General features: G+C 71.1%; 12 protein-coding genes. 3 read left to right on the top strand and 9 right to left on the bottom strand.

What is annotated here, in order from left to right; translation table 11 throughout:
• Positions 1–20: 20 nt before the first annotated feature.
• On the bottom strand, positions 21–590 hold the full coding sequence (gene msuE / locus KY497_RS08380; protein ID WP_219868847.1) for an FMN reductase: 570 nt from the start codon (positions 588–590) through the stop codon (positions 21–23).
• Between the two features lie 90 nt (positions 591–680).
• Positions 681–1,517 (bottom strand): aldo/keto reductase, encoded by an 837-nt coding sequence (locus tag KY497_RS08375; protein WP_219868846.1) that lies wholly within the window; start codon positions 1,515–1,517, stop codon positions 681–683.
• 104 nt (positions 1,518–1,621) lie between these two features.
• On the opposite strand from KY497_RS08375, the gene KY497_RS08370 reads away from it, so the two are divergent.
• Positions 1,622–2,017 (top strand): hypothetical protein, encoded by a 396-nt coding sequence (locus tag KY497_RS08370; protein WP_219868845.1) that lies wholly within the window; start codon positions 1,622–1,624, stop codon positions 2,015–2,017.
• A gap of 157 nt (positions 2,018–2,174) precedes the next feature.
• On the opposite strand, the gene KY497_RS08365 is transcribed toward KY497_RS08370, so the two are convergent.
• The gene (locus tag KY497_RS08365; RefSeq protein WP_229778821.1) at positions 2,175–3,377 is read right to left on the bottom strand and encodes a heparan-alpha-glucosaminide N-acetyltransferase domain-containing protein; all 1,203 of its coding nucleotides are present in this window, start codon (positions 3,375–3,377) and stop codon (positions 2,175–2,177) included.
• Positions 3,378–3,440: 63 nt separating this feature from the next.
• On the opposite strand from KY497_RS08365, the gene hrpA reads away from it, so the two are divergent.
• Both hrpA and KY497_RS08355 read left to right on the top strand, forming a co-directional pair.
• Positions 3,441–7,391, top strand: a complete 3,951-nt coding sequence (hrpA, locus tag KY497_RS08360; RefSeq protein ID WP_219868844.1) for an ATP-dependent RNA helicase HrpA — start codon at positions 3,441–3,443, stop codon at positions 7,389–7,391.
• Between the two features lie 39 nt (positions 7,392–7,430).
• Complete coding sequence (locus tag KY497_RS08355; protein WP_219870268.1) at positions 7,431–8,375, top strand: NADP-dependent oxidoreductase; 945 nt, start codon at positions 7,431–7,433, stop codon at positions 8,373–8,375.
• A gap of 16 nt (positions 8,376–8,391) precedes the next feature.
• Here the strand turns inward: KY497_RS08355 and KY497_RS08350 are convergent, their stop codons facing one another.
• Genes KY497_RS08350 through KY497_RS08325 form a run of 6 tightly spaced genes read right to left on the bottom strand, consistent with a single transcriptional unit; the run spans position 8,392 to position 14,137 of the window.
• Entirely contained in the window at positions 8,392–9,000 is a 609-nt protein-coding gene (locus KY497_RS08350) for an alkylhydroperoxidase domain protein (RefSeq protein ID WP_219870267.1), read from the bottom strand.
• The gene (locus KY497_RS08345; protein ID WP_219870266.1) at positions 8,997–9,617 is read right to left on the bottom strand and encodes a CMD domain protein; all 621 of its coding nucleotides are present in this window, start codon (positions 9,615–9,617) and stop codon (positions 8,997–8,999) included. Before KY497_RS08345 ends, KY497_RS08350 begins: the two co-directional genes overlap by 4 nt.
• The gene (locus KY497_RS08340) at positions 9,614–10,654 is read right to left on the bottom strand and encodes a putative FMN-dependent luciferase-like monooxygenase (protein ID WP_219870265.1); all 1,041 of its coding nucleotides are present in this window, start codon (positions 10,652–10,654) and stop codon (positions 9,614–9,616) included. The genes KY497_RS08345 and KY497_RS08340 overlap by 4 nt, the downstream gene beginning before the upstream one ends.
• Positions 10,651–12,267, bottom strand: coding sequence for an ABC transporter ATP-binding protein (locus KY497_RS08335; RefSeq protein WP_219870264.1), 1,617 nt, complete (start codon positions 12,265–12,267; stop codon positions 10,651–10,653). The genes KY497_RS08340 and KY497_RS08335 overlap by 4 nt, the downstream gene beginning before the upstream one ends.
• A complete protein-coding gene (locus KY497_RS08330; protein WP_219870263.1) occupies positions 12,264–13,160 on the bottom strand; it encodes an ABC transporter permease in 897 nt (298 codons plus the stop codon). The genes KY497_RS08335 and KY497_RS08330 overlap by 4 nt, the downstream gene beginning before the upstream one ends.
• Entirely contained in the window at positions 13,157–14,137 is a 981-nt protein-coding gene (locus KY497_RS08325; protein ID WP_219870262.1) for an ABC transporter permease, read from the bottom strand. The genes KY497_RS08330 and KY497_RS08325 overlap by 4 nt, the downstream gene beginning before the upstream one ends.
• Between the last annotated feature and the right edge of the window lie 5 nt (positions 14,138–14,142).

The raw sequence follows: 14,142 nt of genomic DNA, 5'->3' as shown, positions 1-14,142 counted from the left end.
GCCGGCGGGGCGCGGCGGGGTCAGCCGACGAGCAGCTCGACCGGACGCGACGCCGCGTAGCCCACCAGCGGCAGAGCGCGCTCCGCCGCCAGGGCGATGCGGGCTTCGAGCACCTCCGAGACGATCTCGTAGCCGTCGAAGTCCGTGTTGCTGGCGTAGACGCCGACCGGAAGGGTGAGCGCCTGGAAGAACGCGAACAGCGGACGCAGCTGGTGCTCGATGATCAGCGCATGCTTCTCGCCGCCGCCGGTCGCCGCCAGCAGCACGGGCGTGCCCACAAGGTCGTACTGGCCGACGAAGTCGAAGAGGTGCTTGAAGAGCCCGGTGAAGGAGGCGCGGTAGACGGGGCTGCCCACGATCAGCAGATCGGCGGACTCGATCGCCTGCAGCTGCGCCTCGACCTCCGGCGACAATTGATCGCGCTGGAGCGCGCCGGCCAGTCCCGGACCGATCCGCGTCAGCTCGATGAGCTGCGCCTCGACCTCAGCGCGCTCGGCGACGGCGGCCGAGATCGCGCGGACGAGGGCGGTCGTCTTGCTGGGCTCGTGCAGGGATCCCGACACGGCGACGACACGGAACGGAGCTGTCATGCCTCGACGGTACTCACGACGACGCCCTGTGTCGCGCGGTGCGACACAGGGCGTCATGTGAGCTCGAAGGCTCCGTCTCACCGGAGCGGGTCAGTTGACCTCGTCCGGGTGGGAGCCGACGCGGCCGGAGCCGTCGAGCGGGTCGAGCGCGTCGATCGCCGCGATCTCGGCATCGGTCAGTTCGAAGCCGAAGACATCGAGGTTCTCGCGCAGGCGCTCGGCGCGCACCGACTTCGGGAACACGATGATGCCCTTCTGCAGGTGCCAGCGCAGCACGGCCTGGGCGGGGGTGACCCCGTGGGTCGCCGCGGCATCCGCCACCGCCGGAGCGCCGAACAGGTCGTACTTGCCCTGACCGAGCGGACCCCACGCCTCGATGCGCACACCGTTCGCGTCGGCCCAGGCGACCACGTCGCGCTGCTGGTAGGCGGGGTGCAGCTCGATCTGGTTCACGGCCGGCACGACACCGGTCTCCTTCACGGTGCGCTCCAGGTGCGGAACCAGGAAGTTCGAGACGCCGATGCTGCGGGTGAGCCCCGCCTCGCGCAGCTCGATGAGCTTCGCGAATGCGTGCACGTAGTCGTCCTTCGCGGGGGTGGGCCAGTGCACCAGGTATAGATCGACCTTCTCCAGGCCGAGCTTCTCCAGGCTCTCGGCGATGGCCGCACGCGGCTCGTCGTCGTGGTGGCGGTCGTTCCAGAGCTTCGTCGTGACGAACAGCTCGTCGCGCGGGATGCCGGAAGCCGCGATGGCGGCACCGACGCCCTCCTCGTTGCCGTAGATCGCGGCGGTGTCGATGTGGCGGTAGCCGATCTCGAGCGCCTCGCTCACCACGCGCTCGGTCTGTGCCGGCGGCACCTTGAAGACGCCGTAGCCGAGCTGCGGGATGGAATTGCCGTCGTTCAGTTCGAGTGCAGGAATCGTCATCCCTCCAGCCTATGACCTGTGATGGCAGGCGGATCCGAACGATGACGAGGGAAGTCGGTGCGGGTGACGCGGCCCGCAGCCGAGGTTCCGGAGGCTGAGGAACGATGAACGAGCGCGACGCCTCCGACGATGCGGAGTATCTCCCGCCACCTCCCCCTGCCGCGGACACCGAGGAGATCGGAGCCACCGCCGGCGACTGGCGGATCGAGGGCGACTGGACGAACGCGGCGAACGACCTCGGCTCACGCGATGCCGCAACAGCGGCGTTCGCCTCCGACGCCGGCCGTGCCACGGTGACGGTGCTGCAGTTCCCCACCGACGACGCTGCCGCGCAGGCGGCCCTCGACATCCGCGCCAGGATCGGCGACCCGACATACACGGAACACGTTCTCGTCGCGCTGCAACTGCGGCGGCATCGACGGCGGCACCTCTGCCGCACCCGCCGCTGTCGCGCCCACACCGGACAGACCGGCGATCAGCAGACCTGCCGTCAGCGCTGACGCGACGACACCCCGCGCTCGGCGCCCGAAACTCGTATTCCCCACAGTGACTCCCCAGTCGATGCTGTTCCGAACGCGAGGTCGTCACTCCACCGCGCGCGCTCCCGCGCTAGCACATCGCCCCTCTCGGCTTCCGGGAGACCCGGCGCCGACCGGCTCAGCGCCGGGGCACCGCCGCCATCGCCGCCGCTCCTCGTCCGACCAGGCGTTCGAGCGGCCCCCGTCCGAAGAACATCGACCAGAGCGTCGTGATCACGAGCAACCCGATCGCGGTCGCGGCCCAGAAGGCGTTGCTGGAGAAGAACCCGCCCGGCCCGCCGACCACCATGACCGAGAGGACGTGCGCGCTGTATGCCGTCAACGGCATGGAACCGAGCGCACCGAGTGGGAGCAGCGCCCAGCGCAGGGGCCTGCTCAGCAGCAGACACAGCGCGATGATCGTGAGTGCGAAGCCGCCGGATCCGAGGATCTCGGCCGTGCCGCCGCTGTGCGGGTCGACCGCGAAGACCGCCGTGAGCACGGCGCGAAGCGGGTCGGACGCGGCGAGCGCCTGCGGATAGTCCTCCCACCCAGCCGGCGGAGCCCAACTGCCGGAACCGCCGTCGATGATCGAGCCGCCGCTCGAGGAGAGCTCCGCAGCGGACGAGCTGCCGCCGACGGCACCGGTGATACCCGCTGCCTGTCCGATGCCTCCCAGGCCGTATCCGACCACCATCAGTGCGACGCCGATGCCGAGAGCCGCCACCGCGGTGCGCAGCCGCCCGATGTTCAGGCGCCCGAGCGCCATGCCCGCCAGCACCAGGGCCATCCAGACGGTGATCGGATAAGTGCCGTACAGCACGAACCCGATGCCGGAACCGTAGGGGTTGAGCATCACCGCGTTCAGGAACGCGAGCAGCGCGGGGCCCAGGAGCGCGAGCACCCCGGCTCCCGCCAGCAGCTGCCAGGGTCGCCAGCGCAGGAACGGGATGACCGCGACGTAGAGCAGGCCGTAGAGCGTGAGGATCACCGCGATCGGGGTGTTCAGCATCTCCAAGGCCAGACCGATCACGAAGATCACCGCGCCCCGGCCGATCAGGTTCAGCCGGATGCTCGGGATGTGCTCCCGCTCGGGGAGGGCGCTGCGCCCGGTCATCAGGGCGATCGAGATGCCGGCGAGCACCGCGAAGAGGATCGAGGAGCGTCCGTGCACCAGATCGGTCCAGGTGGCCGGGTCGAGCCACTGGAACGGCTCGGTCTCGCCGATGTGCGCTCCGGCCATGCCGAGGATCGCCAGCCCCCTGGCGATGTCAAGGCCCAGGATGCGCGGGGGCCGTCCGAACTCGTGGAACCACCGGACGGGAGCGAGAGCAGTGATCACCCCCCGATCGTAGGGGCTGACATCGGCATGCACATGTCCGATCCCGGCATACGATGGAGGGCTATGTCCTCCCCTGTGATCTCCTATCCCCCGGAGCTGCCGGTCAGTGCGGCCAGGGCCGAGATCTCCGATGCCATCCGCGACCATCAGGTCGTGATCGTCGCCGGTGCGACGGGCTCTGGCAAGACCACGCAGCTGCCGAAGATCGCGCTCGAGCTGGGGCGCGAGCGCATCGCGCACACGCAGCCCCGGCGTCTCGCCGCCCGCACGATCGCGGAACGAGTCGCGGAAGAGCTCCAGGTCGAGATGGGCGCGCTCGTCGGATACAAGGTGCGCTTCACCGACAAGGTGTCCGACGCCACCCGCATCGCCCTGATGACCGACGGCATCCTGCTCAACGAGATCCACCGCGACCGGCTGCTCACGCGCTACGACACGATCATCATCGACGAGGCGCACGAGCGCTCCCTCAACGTCGACTTCCTGCTCGGCTACCTGGCCCGCATCCTCCCGGAGCGCCCCGACCTCAAGGTGATCATCACCTCGGCGACGATCGATCCGGAGAGCTTCGCGAAGCACTTCGCCGCCTCCGACGGCACGCCGGCACCGATCATCGAGGTCTCCGGACGCACCTATCCGGTGGAGATCCGCTATCGCGGTCCGGTCGAGGATGCGGACGACGAGGCCGAGCCGGCCGAGCCGGAGGACGAGGTCTCGGCCATCGTCGCCGCGCTGCGTGAACTCGACCGCGAGGCGCCGGGCGACGTGCTCGTCTTCCTCCCCGGCGAGGCCGAGATCCGCGATGCCGCCGACGCCGTTCGCGGCGCCTATGCGAACGACCGCGCCCCCACCGAGGTGCTGCCCCTGTTCGGACGCCTCTCCGCCGCCGATCAGCACCGGGTGTTCGAGCGCAGCCGGGTGGCCGGGGTGCGCCGCCGGGTGATCCTCGCCACCAACGTCGCCGAGACGAGCCTCACGGTCCCCGGCATCAAGTACGTGATCGACACCGGCACCGCACGCATCTCCCGATACAGCAATCGCTCCAAGGTGCAGCGGCTGCCGATCGAGGCCGTCTCGCAGGCCTCGGCGAATCAGCGTTCGGGCCGCGCGGGCCGAACCAGCGACGGCATCGCCATCCGCCTCTACTCGGAAGAGGACTACGCCAAGCGGCCGGAATACACCGAGCCCGAGATCCTGCGCACCTCTCTGGCCTCGGTCATCCTGCAGATGCTCTCGCTCGGCTTCGGCGACATCACGGCGTTCCCCTTCCTCACCCCGCCCGACTCCCGCGGCGTGAAGGCCGCGTTCGACCTGCTCACCGAGCTCGGAGCGGTCGAGCCGTCCCGCCGCGACGGCGCCCCGCACCTCACCCGCACGGGTCGCGACATCTCGCGCATGCCGATCGATCCGCGGTTCGCACGCATGCTGATCGAAGCCGGGCGGGCCGGTTCCGGCGGCACCGTGACGCGCGACGTGCTCGCGATCGTCTCGGGCATGACGATCCAGGACGTGCGCGAGCGGCCGGAGGAACGCCGGGAGGAGGCCGACCGTCTGCACGCGCGATTCGTCGACCCGACCAGTGACTTCCTCACCCTGCTGAATCTGTGGAACCACCTGCGCGAGCAGCAGCGCGAACTCGGCTCGAGCGCCTTCCGCCGGCTGTGCCGCTCCGAGCACCTCAACTACGTGCGGGTGCGCGAGTGGTTCGACGTGCATCGCCAGCTGCGCACGCTCGTGAAGACACCGGACCGGCGGCGCGACGACGCCCGCACGGATGAGGGCGACGCGACCAGCGACCCCGACGCCATCCACCGCGCCCTGCTGTCGGGTCTGCTCTCGCAGATCGGCATCCTCGACGAGCGCACCGCCCCTGCGGGTAGATCGCACTCCCCCGCCAAGGAGCCGAAGGGCCGCCGTGTCGCGGAGTACCGCGGCGCCCGCGGCATCCGCTTCTCGATCTTCCCCGGGTCGGGGCTGCGCAAGAAGAGCCCGCGCGCGGTGATCGCCGCCGAGATCGTCGAGACCTCGCGCACGTTCGCGCGCACGGTCGCCGCGATCGATCCCGCCTGGGCCGAGCCGCTCGCCGGCGACCTCGCCAAGCGACAGGTGACCGAGCCGCACTGGTCGAAGGATGCCGGCGCCGCGGTCGCCTTCGAGAAGGTGACGCTGTTCGGGCTCGAGATCATCCCGCGTCGGCGCGTGCAGTTCGCCCGCATCGACCGGGCCGCCTCGCGAGAGCTGTTCGTGCGGCATGCGCTCGTCGAGGGCGAGTGGGATCCGACACGGATCGACAAGCGGGTGAGCGCCTTCTGGCGCAGCAACGCCGAATTGCGCAAACGCCTCGAGAAGCTCGAGGAGCGCGAGCGCCGCCGCGACATCCTCGCCGGCGACGAAGCCGTCTTCCGGTTCTACGACGAACGCATCCCCACCGATGTGTTCGACGTGCGCTCGTTCGAGAGCTGGTGGCGCGAAGCGATGGCCACGACGCCGAAGCTGCTCGTGATGCGCGAGAGCGACCTGATCGATGACGAGGAACGAGCGGATCAGCGCGAGTTCCCGACGCGGTGGACGCAGGGCGACCAGGTGCTCGGCCTCGCCTACCGGTTCGAGCCCGGCGCCGACGACGACGGTGTGAGCGTGGTCGTGCCGCTGCCGCTGCTCGCGCAGATCGAGGACCGCGGCTTCGACTGGCAGGTTCCTGGCCTGCGCGCCGAACTCGTGACCGGGCTTCTGCGCGCCCTCCCCAAGGCGATCCGCCGCCACGTCGTCCCCGCGGCCGATTGGGCCGAGAAGTTCGGTGCAGAGCTGGTCGAGGAGGGACCGGAGTCGCACGGCGGCCTGCCGCCGCGCACGCTCAAGGAGGCCCTCGCCCGCCGCATCCAGCCGCTCGCGAATCAGCTGGTCTCCGCCGCCGACTTCGACGACGAGCGGGTGCCGCCGCACCTGCGCATGAACTTCCGCGCCGTGGACGAGCGCGGCAGGATCGTCGGCTCGGGGCGCGATCTGCGTGCCCTGCAGGCCCAGCTCTCCGACCGCGCACGCAGCAGCGTCGCCCGATCGATCGCCGCCCCTGCCCGCGCCGGTACGCCTCGAGCGGGCCGCGGAGCCGAACGCGGCGGCGTCGAGCGCGTGGCCGCCGCACCGCTCGAGCAGACGGGCCTCACCGCCTGGGCCTTCGGCGACCTGCCCGAGGTGCTCGACACCCGCGTCGCCGGCGGCGTCGTGCGGGGGTATCCGGCCATCGTCGACCAGGGCAAGACCGTTTCGGTCCGCGTCGAATCCACCCCGGATGCCGCCGCTGCCGCCACGCGCGACGGCGTGCTGCGGCTCGTGCTGCTCGGCGTGCCCTCGCCCTCGTCCTATGTGCAGGAGCACCTCACCAGCCAGGAGAAGCTGGCGCTCGCCGCCTCGCCCTATCCCTCCGCCGCCGCCCTCATCGAGGACTGCCGCGCGGCGGTCGCGCGCAAGGTCATCGAGGGTCTCGTGCCCGACGGGATCGTGCGCAACGAGGCGGACTTCGCGCGGGTGCGCGACGCGGTCTCCTCCGTCCTCGTCGACGAGCTCTTCGCGTGCGTCTCCCTGGTCGCCCGCATCCTCACCAAATCCCGCGACGTCGAGCGCGGCATCAAGTCGCAGAACTCGCTCGCCCTGCTCGGACCCCTCAACGACATCCGCACCCAGCTGAGCGGCCTGCTGCACCCCGGGTTCGTCTCCGCCGCCGGCGCCGACCGCCTCACGCAGTTCCCCCGATACCTGGAGGGGATGCTCGACCGGCTGAAGACCCTCTCCAGCGAACCCGGCAAGGACCGCGCGCGCATGACCGAGTACGAGCGGATGGCGAAGGCCTTCGAAGACGCGGGCGGCACGATCCCGCTCCCCGCCGACGCGACACCCGCGCTCGTCGAGGTGCGCTGGCTGCTGGAGGAGTATCGGGTGAGCGTCTTCGCACAGCGACTGGGCACCGCGCAGCCGGTGTCGCCGCAGCGCATCATGAAGGCGCTGTCGGGGCGCTGATCCGCGACCGCTCGGCCCGCCGCGGGTAGCCTTGAGCGCATGGCTCGCGCGATCGTGTACACCGAAATCGGCTCCCCCGCTGTCCTGCATCTGATCGAGGTCCCCGATCCCGTCGCGGCACGGGGCGAGGTCGTCGTGCGCATCGAAGCGGCAGGGGCGAACCCGATCGACGCCAAGCTGCGCGGCGGCAAGCGCCCGTCGCCGCCGATCACCGAGCCACGTCCGGTCGGCTTCGACGGCGCCGGCGTCATCGAAGCGCTCGGTGAGGGCGTCGACGACTTCGCCGTCGGCGACCGGGTCGCCATCCGCGACGGGCACGGCACCTATTCCTCGGCGCTCGCCATCCCGACCGAGAACCTCGCCAAGCTCCCCGACTCCGTCACCACCGCCGAAGGCGCCGGAATCGGCATCCCCGCCGGCACCGCCTACCAGGCACTGCGCTCGCTCGGGGTGACCGAGGGCGACGTGCTGCTCGTGCACGGAGGCGCCGGAGCGGTCGGTCAAGCGGCCGTGCAGTTCGCGGTCGCCTGGGGTGCGACCGTGATCGCGACCGGCAGCCCCGCACGCCACGACCAGCTGCGCGAGCTCGGCGCCCTCCCCGTGGCCTACGGCGACGGCGTTCTCGACCGGGTCCGCGCGGCCGCATCGTCCCCCGTCACGGTGGTGCTCGACTGCGCCGGCACCGACGAGGCGATCGAGACCTCCCTCGCCCTGGTGGCCGACCGAGACCGCATCGCGACGATCGTGCGGGGGCCGGATGCCGCGTCCTTCGGCATCCGCGCCTTCTCCGGCGGCTCCCCCGTGCCGTTGACCGCGCAGGAACTCGCCTGGCGTGCCGAGGCCCTGCCCGAGACGATCGCGCTCCTGGATGCCGGGGACTTCACGATCGAGCTCGGACCGCAGCTGCCGCTCGCCGAAGCGGCGCGGGCCCATGAGCTCATGGAATCCGGCGCCGCCTCGGGCAAGATCATCCTGCTGCCCTAGCGTCAGCCGTTCCGGATCAGGCCGGAGCCACCGGCCGTCCGATCGACAGCATCAGTCGGTTCGCCCAGTTGAAGAACGCGGCGCCGTGGATGACGTCGGCGACCTCCAGATCGTCGAGTCCTGCCGCGCGCAGCCGCGCGATCTCCTCCTCGCCGAACGCGCTGGGCGTGTCGGTGAGGGCGACGGATGCCGCGACGATCGCGTTCCAGCGCGCGCCCAGGTCGGCATCGACGCCCTCGTCCAGCAGCAGGTCGACGTCTTCTGTGCGCCTGCTGTGGTGCGCGGCGAATCGAGAGTGCACCGAGGCGCAGAAGACGCAGCCGTTGCGGCGCGATGCCGCCGTGGCCGCCAGCTCGCGGTCCGCACGCGGGAGGCCCTCCGCAGCGTTGTAGAAGATGTCCTTGTCCACCAAGGTGCGCGCCTTGAGCACCTCGGGGTCGCGGGCCAACAGTCGGAAGTAGTCGTTCTTCGCCCGCGCGACGTCGACGAGACCGTCGTAGTGCCGCGCGGTCAGCTCCTCCTCCGCGAGGGGTTCCAGGTGCGGGACCCAGCCGACCTCGCCGCGGGTGAAGGCGTGCGGGTGCGGGGCGTCGTCGTGACGGAGCACGGTCTGAGCGGCGGTCATGCTGCCTCCTCCTCGACGAGCGCGGTCCGGGCGAGCCCTGCGGCAGCGAGCGCCCGAAGCCCGGTGACCACGCGCTGCTGGAAGGCGAGGAACGACACCAGCTGCGACAACGTCACGATCCCGTCCGCCGACCACCCGGCATCGAGCAGGCGTCCGAGGTCGGCGCCCGAGGCCTCACGAGGGCGGAACACGAGCAGATGCGTGTGCGCGAGCGCGGCGGCGAGGCGCTCGCCGATGACCGCGGTGACGGTGCCGGCGGGCTCGTACCGCTCACCCTCGGTGTTCTCGTTCTGCAGGCCGAGCTCGGTGTAGGCGCCGAACGGACCGCGCACGGCTGAATCGGCCGCCTCCGCCAACACGACGCGCGCCCGCTGCGGGTCCGTCTCCCGTGCACGCACGGCGTAGAACACCGCGGTCGCGTCATCGGCTCCGGCCAGCCCGGTCGCGAAGGCCGCGACGAGCTCGCGCTCCGCCTGCGAGATGTGCGCGACCGTCACCGGCCGGAAGAGGGCGTCGAAGCTCGCCTGCAGCTGCTCCCTGGTGACGGGACGGCGACGGCGCAGGGCATCCAGCTCCGGCGTCACCTCCACGATCCGGTCCACGATGTCGTCGGTCATGCGTTCTCCTTGAGGGTGAAGGTGTCTGGGGTGGAAGGGCTGAGTGCATAGCCGAGGGCGGGAGCGACCTCGTCGGCGAAGAGGGCGATCGAGCGCAGCACGTGCTCATGCGGTGCGTCGACCGAGTGCACCTGGAATGCCACCTCGGTCGCCCGGGCGAGGGTGCGGTCGGCGGCGAGAGACTCCGCCACGTCTTCGGGCGTGCCCAGGTGCGTATCGAGGGCGGCGATCAGTTCGTCGATGCTGTCGCCGGGGATCGTCTGCCCCTGCCGGCGGAAGCCCTCCGCCGCCCGGCGCAGCCCGACCTCGGCGAACCGCAGCGCCTCGGCACGGTCGTCCGCGACGAACACGGTGCGTGAGGCGGTGATCCTCGGAGTCGCTCCCTCCGGCAGAGCGTCGAGGTACGCGTCGATGATCGGGTCCTGCAGTTCCGACAACGGCGCGTGCAGGCGGTCAGCACGGCGCGGCTGCGTGCGGGAGAGCAGCAGGCCGTGCCCGTGCACCCCGGCACGGTGGCCGCCGGGAGCCGAGAAGGTGGCCTGCCAGATGCGGTCGGCGAGGTCGCCGGCATCCGGGTAGAGCGTGTTGCCCGCGCCGACGTCGCGCCCGGCGAGGCCGTCGAGCAGTGTTCGCAGCTTGCGGTCGTAGGTCGGCGCTTTGTCGCGCACGTCCTCCCCGAAGGGCACGAACGACGAGGGGGTGCCGCCGCTGCCGAGTCCCAGATCCACACGCCCCCCGGAGAGCAGATCGGCGACAGCGGCGTCTTCGGCCACGCGCACGGGATCTTCCAAGGGCAGGGTGATCACCCCGGTGCCGAGGCGGATGTCCCTGGTCGCGGCGGCCACGTGCGCGAGGAAGACGAGCGGCGACGGCAGGCCTCCCTCCGCCGCGTGGAAGTGATGCTGGGCGACCCAGGCCCTCCCGATCCCGTGCCGCTCCGCCTGCTGGATCTGTGCGGTCGCCAGCGCGTACCGCGAAGCCGCGGACGCGTCGTCGAGCAGGCGGGTGAAGAAGGCGACGGTGGGGGCGGTGGTCATACGAGGTTCTCCGTTCGTCCGGGGACCGCGGCCAGCAGCTCCCTGGTGTACTCGTGCTGCGGATCGCGGAAGAGGTCCTCCGTCTGTCCCTCCTCCACGATCCGGCCACGGCGCATGACCGAGACCGTGTGGCTGATCCTGCGCACGACGGCGAGGTCGTGCGAGATGAACAGGTATGTGAGCGCGAGCTCCGCCTGCAACGAGGTGAGCAGTTCGAGGATGCGTGCCTGCACCGTGACATCCAGCGCCGACACGGCCTCGTCGAGCACCACGACCTCCGGATCGATCGCGAGGGCCCTGGCGATCGCGACGCGCTGCCGCTGTCCGCCCGAGAGCTCGCGCGGGGTGCGGCGTGCGATGTCGGCGGGCAGCGAGACCCGGTCGAGGAGGGCGAGCGCCCGCTCCCTGCGCTCGGCACGCGAGCCGACGCGGAAGTTCTGCAGCGGCTCCGCGACGATGTCGACGATCTGCTGACGGGGATCCAATGAGGCGAAGGGGTTCTGGTAGACCAGCTGCACGCGTCGGCGCAGAGCGCGCAGCTGCTCGCGCTTCGCGTGCGTGACGTCTTCTCCCGCGACCTCGATGGCCCCGGCGTCGGGCTGGTGGAATCGCGTGATCAGCCGCGCCGTGGTGGTCTTGCCCGAGCCCGACTCCCCCACGAGCGCGTGGGTGGTGCCCCGGCGCACACGGAACGAGACGTCGTCCACCGCGCGGAACCGCTCGCGCCCCGCCACCCGGAACTCCTTCACGAGCCCCTCGGCCACGATCGCATAGGGGTTCTCTGCCGCCACGGCCGCCGCATCGCGCAGGAACGGCGGGGCCTCGGGCCGACGGAATCCGGTCGCGAACGCAGGAGCATCGGCGAGCAGCTGTCGCGTGTAGGGATCGGAGGGCGCGGCCAGCACCGCCTCGCTCGGCGCCTGTTCCACGATCCGTCCGCCCTTGAGCACGACGAGACGCTCGGCACGGTCCGCAGCCACCCCGAGATCATGGGTCACGAGCAGGATGCTGGTGCCCTCCTCGCGCTGCAGTTCGTCGAGCAGATCGAGCACGGTGCGCTGCACGGTGGCATCGAGCGCACTGGTCGGCTCGTCGGCGATCAGCAGACGGGGCCGCAGCGCGATCGCCGTGGCGATCAGCACCCGCTGACGCATGCCGCCGGAGAGCTCGTGCGGATACTGCCGAGCCCGCAGATCCGGGTCGTCGATGCCGACGCGGTCGAGCAGCTCGATCACCCGTGCGCGACGCGAGCGCCGGTCCCGATGTCCGTGCAGGTGCAGGATCTCCTCGACCTGCGCCCCGATCGGACGCACGGGGTCGAGGGAGGTGGTGGGGTCCTGCGGCACCAGACCGATCTCCGCACCGCGGATGCCCCGCAGCGCGCGATCGGTCCATCCCGAGATGTCGAGGTCTCCGAGTACCACGCTGCCTCCGTCGACCGTGCCGCCGGAGGGCAGGAGACCGAGGATCGCATGGGCGGTCGTGGACTTGCCCGATCCCGACTCGCCGACCAGGGCGAGCGTCTCGCCTTCCTCGATCTCGAACGAGATGCCGTGCACGACTTCCCTGCCGTTGTAGGAGATCCGCAGATCCGACGCTGCCAGAACGCTCATCGCGTCCTCCTTCCGACGCGGTGGCTGATGCGGTTGGCGCTGAGCACGACCGCGACGACGACGAGACCGGGGAGCGCGGTGAGCCACCAGGCGGTGCCCACGTAGTTGCGGCCCTCGGCGATCAGCAGGCCCCATTCCGGGGTGGGCGGCGGAGCACCGTAGCCGAGGAAGCCGAGGGTCGAGATCGCGAGGATCGCGGTGCCGAACTGCAGCGCGGCGAGCGCGACGATCGGGGTGAGGGAGTTGGGCAGCACGTGTCGGCGGAGGGCTGCGAAGAACGTCGCACCGCTGCCGAAGGCCGCCTCGACGTACTCGGTGCGCCGTACGCGGGCGACCTCGGCGCGCATCAGACGTGCGAAGGCCGCCACGCTGCCGAGGCCCACCGCGAGGGCGGCGTTGACCGTGCCGAACCCGAGCAGGATGATCACCGAGAGCGACAGCAGCAGCCCGGGGATCGCGAGCAGCACGTCGACGATCCGCATCAGGACGTCGTCGACCACGCCACCAACGGCTCCGGCGATCGCGCCGAGCACCGTGCCGAGGGCGAGACCGACCGTGACGGCGATCAGCGCGCCCGAGAGCGAGTGCACGGCGCCGTGGACCACGCGGCCGAACAGGTCACGGCCGAGGGTGTCGGTGCCGAACCAGTGCGCGGCGCTCGGGGGCAGCAGCTTGTCCGCAGGCACGCCGGTGAGCGGGTCACCGGGCGCGAACACCCCGGGGACGACGGCCCAGAGCACGGCGACGGCGACCACGGCGAAGGCCAGATACAGCCCCCACCCGCGGTGGCGCAGACGACCACCCGAGCGAGGCGGCTGCGTGCCCTCCGGAACGACCGGCGCCGCGACGACGTCGGGGTCGACGCTCGTCTGGGCGATCACGGGAGCGGTCATGCGGACACCTCCTGGGGTGCGGGTCGCGAGGCGGCGGATGCGGTGGAGCGCGAGAGCGTGCGCTGACGGGGGTCGATGAGAGGGGTGACGAGATCGACCGCGAAGCTGATCACCACGAAGCCGAGGGCCGAGAGCAGCACGACGCCCTGCAGCACCGGGATGTCCTGGTTCGCGACGGCCTGCTCGGTGAGGCGGCCGATGCCCGTGCGTCCGAAGACGGTCTCGGTCACGACCGCTCCCCCGACGAGTTCACCGAACAGCACTCCGGCGATCGTGAGGGTCGGTACGGCGGCGTTGCGGGCGACCGAGCGCGTGAGCACCCACAGCGGCGGGGCGCCCTTCGCCCGCACCACGGTGACGAACGGCTGCGCCTGCACCTGGTCGATCGCGCGGACCAGCACCTGCGCGAGCGGGGCCGAGATCGGCACGGCGAGGGTCAGCACGGGAAGGACGAGCCCGCTCACCGGGTCGGCTCCGACGATGGGTACCCAGCCGAGTCCGAACGAGAACACCTGGATGAGCAGGATGCCGAGCCAGAACACCGGCACCGCCACGAACAGGCCCGGCACCTGGCGGAGGCCGTCGCGCAGCCAGGCGAAGGGGGCGAGCCAGGAGAGCCCGGCGATCAGCACGGCCAGCAGCAGGGCGACGACGAGTCCGAGCGATGCGAGCAGTAGAGTCGCGGGAAGCGCCTCGGTGAGCATCGTCAGCACGGGCGTGCCGAACTGCGTCGAGAAGCCGAAGTCCCCGGCGAGGAAGCCGAGGCCCGCATGCACGTACTGCTCCCACCAGGGCAGATCGGCGCCGTAGGTGGTGCGGATGCTGTCGAGCTGGTCCGGCGACAGCCCGAGGCTGGGGTCGGAGAACTTGATCAGGATCGCATCGCCCGGCAGCAGCTGCAGCAGGAAGAAGGTGGCCGTGAAGGCCGCGATCAGAACGATCGCGGCCTGCCCGGCTCGTCGGAGGACGAACGTCATCGAAG

Origin of the sequence: Microbacterium sp. PAMC22086 (assembly GCF_019443525.1) — a bacterium.
Classification (GTDB): domain Bacteria; phylum Actinomycetota; class Actinomycetes; order Actinomycetales; family Microbacteriaceae; genus Microbacterium; species Microbacterium maritypicum.
The sequence above is the reverse complement of the archived record's forward strand: the minus strand, read 5'-3'. Positions and strand labels throughout refer to the sequence as shown.

Bases quoted from the DNA above. Each gene is read 5' to 3' on its own strand.
- KY497_RS08325 (WP_219870262.1), bottom strand. From the start codon at position 14,137: ATGACGTTCGTCCTCCGACGAGCCGGGCAGGCCGCGATCGTTCTGATC.
- KY497_RS08345 (WP_219870266.1), bottom strand. From the start codon at position 9,617: ATGACCGACGACATCGTGGACCGGATCGTGGAGGTGACGCCGGAGCTG.
- KY497_RS08335 (WP_219870264.1), bottom strand. From the start codon at position 12,267: ATGAGCGTTCTGGCAGCGTCGGATCTGCGGATCTCCTACAACGGCAGG.
- KY497_RS08330 (WP_219870263.1), bottom strand. From the start codon at position 13,160: ATGACCGCTCCCGTGATCGCCCAGACGAGCGTCGACCCCGACGTCGTC.
- msuE (WP_219868847.1), bottom strand. From the start codon at position 590: ATGACAGCTCCGTTCCGTGTCGTCGCCGTGTCGGGATCCCTGCACGAG.
- KY497_RS08370 (WP_219868845.1), top strand. From the start codon at position 1,622: ATGAACGAGCGCGACGCCTCCGACGATGCGGAGTATCTCCCGCCACCT.
- KY497_RS08340 (WP_219870265.1), bottom strand. From the start codon at position 10,654: ATGACCACCGCCCCCACCGTCGCCTTCTTCACCCGCCTGCTCGACGAC.
- KY497_RS08375 (WP_219868846.1), bottom strand. From the start codon at position 1,517: ATGACGATTCCTGCACTCGAACTGAACGACGGCAATTCCATCCCGCAG.
- hrpA (WP_219868844.1), top strand. From the start codon at position 3,441: ATGTCCTCCCCTGTGATCTCCTATCCCCCGGAGCTGCCGGTCAGTGCG.
- KY497_RS08355 (WP_219870268.1), top strand. From the start codon at position 7,431: ATGGCTCGCGCGATCGTGTACACCGAAATCGGCTCCCCCGCTGTCCTG.
- KY497_RS08350 (WP_219870267.1), bottom strand. From the start codon at position 9,000: ATGACCGCCGCTCAGACCGTGCTCCGTCACGACGACGCCCCGCACCCG.